This window comes from Agarivorans sp. (assembly GCF_050295395.1).
Lineage (GTDB): Bacteria > Pseudomonadota > Gammaproteobacteria > Enterobacterales > Celerinatantimonadaceae > Agarivorans.
In genome coordinates this window covers 20199-27074 of the sequence record NZ_JBNKPP010000151.1, presented here as the reverse complement: position 1 = coordinate 27074, position 6876 = coordinate 20199, and the positions used below count along the sequence as shown (strand labels likewise).

Annotated in this window: 5 protein-coding genes and 1 pseudogene; all 6 read right to left on the bottom strand. The window is 44.7% G+C overall.

From position 1 onward, the window contains the following. Positions 1–2054: pseudogene (locus ACQY6Q_RS08845) on the bottom strand (hypothetical protein); the annotation flags it as partial. A 474-nt stretch (positions 2055–2528) separates the two neighbouring features. After that, complete coding sequence (locus ACQY6Q_RS08840; protein ID WP_427980317.1) at positions 2529–3023, bottom strand: DUF2937 family protein; 495 nt, start codon at positions 3021–3023, stop codon at positions 2529–2531. Positions 3024–3235: 212 nt separating this feature from the next. Then, positions 3236–3550, bottom strand: coding sequence for a DMT family transporter (locus tag ACQY6Q_RS08835; protein ID WP_427980315.1), 315 nt, complete (start codon positions 3548–3550; stop codon positions 3236–3238). A 153-nt stretch (positions 3551–3703) separates the two neighbouring features. Continuing rightward, entirely contained in the window at positions 3704–4531 is an 828-nt protein-coding gene (locus tag ACQY6Q_RS08830) for a mechanosensitive ion channel family protein (protein ID WP_427980312.1), read from the bottom strand. Between the two features lie 270 nt (positions 4532–4801). Next, positions 4802–5845 carry an AraC family transcriptional regulator ligand-binding domain-containing protein gene (locus tag ACQY6Q_RS08825; RefSeq protein WP_427980310.1) on the bottom strand — a complete coding sequence of 348 codons (1044 nt, stop codon included), beginning with the start codon at positions 5843–5845 and terminating at the stop codon, positions 4802–4804. Beyond that, on the bottom strand, positions 5838–6791 hold the full coding sequence (locus ACQY6Q_RS08820) for a diguanylate cyclase domain-containing protein (RefSeq protein ID WP_427980307.1): 954 nt from the start codon (positions 6789–6791) through the stop codon (positions 5838–5840). The genes ACQY6Q_RS08825 and ACQY6Q_RS08820 overlap by 8 nt, the downstream gene beginning before the upstream one ends. Positions 6792–6876 lie beyond the last annotated feature (85 nt).

Sequence of the window (6876 nt, the reverse complement as noted above, 5' to 3'; positions counted from 1 at the left end):
CTAAACTCTTCCAAAGTCCATTCAGGATAATCTACGGAATTATCTGCCCATACAACATACCAAGTGCGAGGCTCACCATCTGGGTCGTAAAGGAAGCTATCGGTGAATAGCTCTCGGTTGTATGAACTAATACCTTGAATGTCTTCTTCACCAATATCGGCCAGAGCAACACCGCTAGCCACGAGACTTGCTACCTGCTCAGCTAAGTCGGTAACTTCTTGAGAGCCCCATTCAGCAAATTCATGCCCCACCCATAAGTTGTACTCGGCAGAATCAAGCGTCCAATAAGTCACTTTATGGCCGGGGTCATCTTCTGCAACAGTAAAGTCATAATCATCCAAGGCATAATGAGTCCAACTAGTCACTTCAATAGTTAACTCATCGCTAACATAACTATTAGTGCTGATATATTCTTGGAACAGCTGTTTGTCTTCTCCAGCCGTATTGGTTTCGGTGTCTAAAACATAACGCTTACCACTCACGGTTTCAGTTTGAATTCCGTCAACCATTTGAGTAGTGGTTTCTTTTTCATACCAGTAATTAACAAGAGGCCCCCCATCGTAACGATAGTCTGCATATTCTTCCCAAACATCGTCACCACGCCATGCCCATACAGGATAGGCCTCTTTAACCACTTTAGTACCGGAAGCATAACTCACCTGCTCGCTACGATCGTTGATACTCCCATCGCCTTGCCAGTCTTTTTCCACGACGTGGGTAGTACTCTCGCTATTAATCGTAGTAGTTCGCATCTCTGCATAACTAGGTTCCGATACTTCAATCGATTCAAAGCTGCTTGTGTAGTACTCTTTAAAATTGTAGATCTCAACTAGATCACCCAATTCATTTAGCTCGGTTTTTTCTAGCTTGTATTGGATCATATCCACGCCAGTTAGGTCACCAGACATAACAGCTGCCGCTAAATCAAGGTCGTCATATACCCGGCCGAAATCATCTAATGAAGAGTCATCATCACTTGGATTGTTTTCATCAAAATACTCTACAAATTCCCAAGTTTTCAAATCCTCAGATACCGTACCAACTCGATACGATTGTCCAAAGAACGCAGCTTCACCATCTGCGTTTTTATCAGAGTTATACTTACTGGTAGCAGTAAACCCACCTTGTCCATCTAGGTGTTGAACCACTTCGTAGCGTTCATAAACAATGGGTTCATTAGAGCCATTTAATTTGAGGGTATAATCACTTTCACAGAAGTATTTAACACCTGACAATTCAGTGGTTTTTGAACCATCCTCATTCTCAGTTATCACTTGTGTCCATTCCACTAATAAGTGCAATAACTCGCCAGTATGCCATTCCACGAAGCTTTCACGAGTTGAGCCAGTTTTAACCACTTGACCTTCTTCAGCAGCTTCTTCAGCATCTTTTTGGCGCTGATAATCTTGTTGTAACTCATTCACACGATTTTCTGCTGCAGCGCTAAGCTCTTCCCTAAGCTCGGCTGGGACGTTCTCATCATCAAGAAAGTCACCAAGTAGCGCATCAGCATCGTCGACTCCATACTCCTCTGCCAGCTCAGACTTTGCGGCTTGTAATTCAGCCAGCAATTGTGAGAGTTCAACGGAACCTACCACCACTTGCTCAAGTGTCTCATCTACCTTATTCATTAAATCTGAGGTGAATGGAGTAACTACTGCAGGAGCGGGTGGAGTGTCTATGTTTAAATCGCTAATTGGGGGGCTGGAGAGCAGTACCGGTGAGTCAGTAAACTCTTCACCTGTATCTAAATCGATTGCGCCTTCACCAAGGTAAGCACGGATTGGGGCGTATTGAGCTTGAGCGATTAATGTTTCCGGCACTTCAATCGAATAACTACCCGTATCATCAGAAGATGCTGATGGTTCACCTTCATCTAATTGACGGTTTAGGTTTAAGTCGAGAAAAACAGTGGCGCCCTGTATATAACCATCTATTACTTTACCGCTAACACTGACGGTATTGACAGGGTCAGGCGTTTCGCTTCCCCCACCTCCACAGGCGACAAGCGCAGACGTTATAGAAAGAGCGAGAAGGTGTTTACTAACTTGCATAAGGATCCATCCTTTTATATTACGATTGATTCCTCGCTAACTTAGTATGTTTTTCACTCAAATTCTGTTGATAGGTTAAACTATAAAGTTAAAACTCTAAAAATATTTTAATAGTGTGAGCTGTGCTAAATTATCCATGACCTCTAACCTAGCGGAGGATTAGCCATATGCGAACAGCTTCCTTCACAACTCTGTAACATTCTGTTTTAAAGGGAAATAGTCAAACAACCTCCCCCCCTAAAAGAGCCAATGTTTTTGTATCAAAGGTTAAATTTTCATAAGAAACGGACGCTCATACCTATTCATCTAAAGGCCTAAAATGCGCGAAGTAACAGCAGCGCTTTGATTCAAAACGGCCAACAATTATTGGCGTCCCCTTCGCGTAACGAGGGGTAATGAGCTCAAATAAACCAAGCGCAACAATTGATATGCAGCATTATCACCACTTAAGCCTAATGCTAGCCAAGATAAAACTTAAAACCTACGCTTTGGCCTGACCAGCCTTCGCAATGGCCACAGCAGCAGAGCGCCTAGCAGCAAAGCAGTAACAAAACTATAAGCCACTGCCATCAGGTTTAAAGGAATACCTGGCTGAAAGTTAAGGCTCACTTCGCGTAATAAAGGCCAATTGCTGGGTGAAAACATAAAGCGGGTTTTCTCCAACCAGTTGCCATGTTTAAGCGTTTGCAAGGCCTGCGCTAAACGCTGATACTGCTGCATGGTTTGCTCTTTTAACTGCGCATCACTGCGCACCGCCAAATTTGGATTACGCTTAAAATCCTCAATCATCGCATACACATCGGAGTATTCATGGCGCTGGGCATTTAATTGATAGGCTTCAACCTGTGCCTGAGTAGAGAGAAAATAACCGTTCACCAACTGCAAATAGTCGTTCGCTAACAAAGGAAGCTGAAACGAGGCTAACAATAAAATACTAAACACCAATTTATCTAAGGTATTGATGAACAATTTACCGCTCCTTTAGTTATCGACGTAAGCTGAGAACAGCATAAATTCATAATACGTTACCAGCTAAAATTACGATTTCACACAGTTTCTTTGCCACCCCGTATACCGCACCAAAGCATGCCGCAACCTAGCCTTTTTCTCTGCTAATCAAGGCAATAAGTCAAAGGGAAGCTGGCAGCATGTTTGAGTCCATAGAGGCAAAACTCAGCAACTTAAGTGGCCAGCTTCATTCCCACTACACCAACAACAATAAAACCCAAACTCAACAGCTTAACTAGGCTTAGGTGTTCACCAAACAGCAGGATGCCCGCCAAAGCACTACCGATAGCACCAATCCCTACCCATATACTATAGGCCGAACCCAGTGGCAGACTGCGTAAGGCTAGGCTTAACAGAAAAAAGCTTATCACGATGCAAGACAGGGTGAACGCGGAAGCAGCAGGATTGCGAAAGCCATCGCTATACTTCAAACCGATGGCCCAAGCGACTTCAAATAGACCAGCCAGAATAAGGAATAACCACGCCATATTTTTAACCTCAAATATGGGGTCGTCCCCTGAATAGATTGGAGCGGTGAGGTCGTCCCCACTTCCCTTTAAGCCAACAATAATAACTTAAGGCTAAGCGGGTCGATAGGGGAAAAGGCAGGTTCATAGCTTGTCCCTGCCCAAAACCGTTAATTAATCTTGCTTTTCAATAATCAGCTTACGATGTGGGAAGGGGATCTCGATGCCATTCTCATCTAAGGCTTTCTTAACGAGTTCAGGCACCGAATATAATACGTTAAAGTAATGTTCGCCTTGGCAAAATGGCCTTACCAAAAAATCCACCGAGCTATTATTAAGGGTTTCCACTTCAACAAAGGGGGCAGGATCTTTAAGAATGTGCGGATGAGCCGCCAACACCGCGTCAATCACCTTACGAACTTGGTCGGTATTTTCTTTATAGGCCACCCCAAAGCGCATATCCACACCCCGCACACTATGATGCGAATGGTTGGTAATTTGGCTGCCCCAAATTTGGCTATTCGGCACAATGATTTGTTGATTATCGAAGGTTTGTAAAATAGTGGTAAATAAATCAATTTGCTGCACTTGGCCAAACTGACTAGCAGCGTTAATAAAGTCACCCACCTTATAAGGGCGGAAGATCAATAGCATCACACCAGCGGCTAAATTAGATAAAGTGCCTTGCAAGGCCAAACCCACCGCCAAACCTGCCGCCCCCAATAGCGCCACAATGGAAGCGGTTTGCACCCCAAAACGATTAAGTACGGCGATGGCTACAAAGGCCAGCACCACGTATTTGCCTAAGCTACCCAAAAAACGAAATAGCGTATCGTCTAATTTTTGGTACTTAGCCCCAATACCGCAGATAAGCCGATCCACTTTGTTGGCTACGAACAAGCCAATAATCAAAATTAAACCAGCAACAAGCACATTGGTAGCACCTGAAACCAGCATGGGAAAATACTGGTTCACATCCAGATTTTGTAGGTAATCTTCCATCTTTCTTCCTTGAATAAATACCGCTCCGCCCACGGAGTGGTAAAGTTAAAAATCCAATACCTTCGCTAAACTCAGCTCTTGGCTCTAAACAGCGAGTTCGCCTGATAATTCTACGACTTAAATTTGAGTCTTGCTGGTAATATTAAGCAAAACGGTCCTTTAAACAGAACTATCCCTGATACTGGCTTTGCGGTAACTAACAATATCTTCGATGCTCAATACTGGCATATCATAAACAGAATAAGACCATGATAGCGGCTAAGAACAAACCTAGCTGCGAGTCCAACGGCGTAGCGCACGACGAAAATTACTCACATCGAAAAAGTTCAGTTGCTGCGCTAACTGCTCATCACTGTAGCCATATTCTTCGCGCAAGTGGAATACTTGCTCTTGCCTCACCTCATCGCAGAGTATGCGATAACAGCTATGGTGCTGTTGCAGTTTTCGTTTGAAGGTAGCAGGGCTCATCGCCAACTGCTCGGCCAATTCAGCTAAGCTAGGTAGGTGTGGCAGCTCTTGGCGCATTAACGTTCGCACTAAACTCAGTAAACCCTGGTTACTTTGGCTCTGTTTAAGCTTGGCCAAGGCCAAACGAAAACGCGTTTCAGAGTGCTCTGGCCACAGAGGCTCTAAATAAGCCACATCGATACTTAAACTACTATAGGCGCAGTTAAAATTCAGCGTTCTTCCTAGATAAACCTCGTATAGTTCTGGCCATGCTGGAGCAGGAAAAGCCAAATTCACTTGCCAAGGTAAGGGCTTGGCCGCTCGCCACTGACAAAATGATAATACCGCAGTAAAAAGCGCTTCAATCAACCAAATGCGAAGTCTTTGCCGGTCGCCACTGGATTTATGCGCCGCCAACTCACCAAAAGCATCTTCCACAAACAGCTGACAGCGTTGTGCCGACAACTGGGTGCGCAGTTTTAACATAGGAAAGTAGATACTGGCGTAGTCTTCTAATATGGCTAAAGCACTGGCTAGGTTCGGTGCATGGCTAAGTAAGTGGGAGTAGTCTTGAAACATTCCCGGAAGCAAACGCTGACCAAACAAAAAGCTCAATTGTTGTTGGCCAGGCAACTTGCTTATATTCAAACAAAGCTGCGCCAACTGTTTGTTGCTAACGCGATATTCACCACTAAACACATCTTCATAGAAGATACTGGTTCGACTCAGTACATAATTAAAATTTAAGCCGCGATCGGCCAGTAAATCTAAAAGCAGCGCCAAATGCCCTTGCGCCGGAATATAGGCCTGTTCACGCTCCCACCAGCTCAAGGGCAGGTTGCCAAAACTGGGCTGAGATTTAGTCATTAGCCTGTTTATTCTCATCCAAATCGTCAAGCGCTTGGTTTAGCAATGTTTGCACTGCCACAGCCGATGACGAAGCAGCGCCGCCCATTGCCAAGCCGCTATCTATGGCTAGCCGACAAGCCTGCGCCTCACCGACAACTGGCAGGCTAAAATTTTCGATATTTTGCTTAAGTTCAACTGCCAGTTTGCGAGCCTGCTCAAGCTGTACCTCACTGAAAACAATCACGAAGCGAGCACCAGCATAGTGACACAACAAGTCATTTGACCGCAGGCTAAGCAGTAGCAACTCGGTGACCATCAATAACAGTGCATCGGCCTGCTTAGAGCCATGTTGATGCAGCAAATGATTAAACTGACGAATTTCAATTAGCAACAAGGCAGTATGTTGCCATTGAGGCAAGTTACCGCTGCGTTTTAACAGGGTGTGCTTCAAATATGCCAAATCAGGAATATGTAGCGACTTATCTAAGGCGCTAGGATGACTAAAAATATGCTGCCGTTTGCTCAGATACAAATTGGTGGTGTGTTGCTCGCGGCGCCAACACCAAAATGCAGCCGTAATAAGCAACAAACCAACCGGGCTCGCCTCTAACAAGCTGTCCCATTGAATGTGTTCGGGCAAGCGAATAAATTCATCCAGAAAATCCTGTACTAAGGCTAGGTCAAGCATGATTAAACCCAGAGCAAATAAATGCGTGACCCGCCCTTTGGCTCGCACCGACAAGATCAACAACAACCAGCATAAGACCAACAAGGCACTCAGTCCCTCGCCCACAATATCGACCCAGTCCCATTCTGTGGGCAGCTTGAACTCGCCTACGTAACTATTCAATACAAATTGAGCAGCCAATAGCAGCATTAATAGCAACAACCAATACCAGTACTGCTTCAGCGCACTAAAAAATGCAGCCACTTGGTAATAAATTCTTATTAGGGCATCTGCCACTGTCACCTCCTCTCTGGCACGTCTAAAGTGCTAAACGCCCAGAGAGTAACAGTCAACAATACAAGAAATATGAAAATAGTCTGAA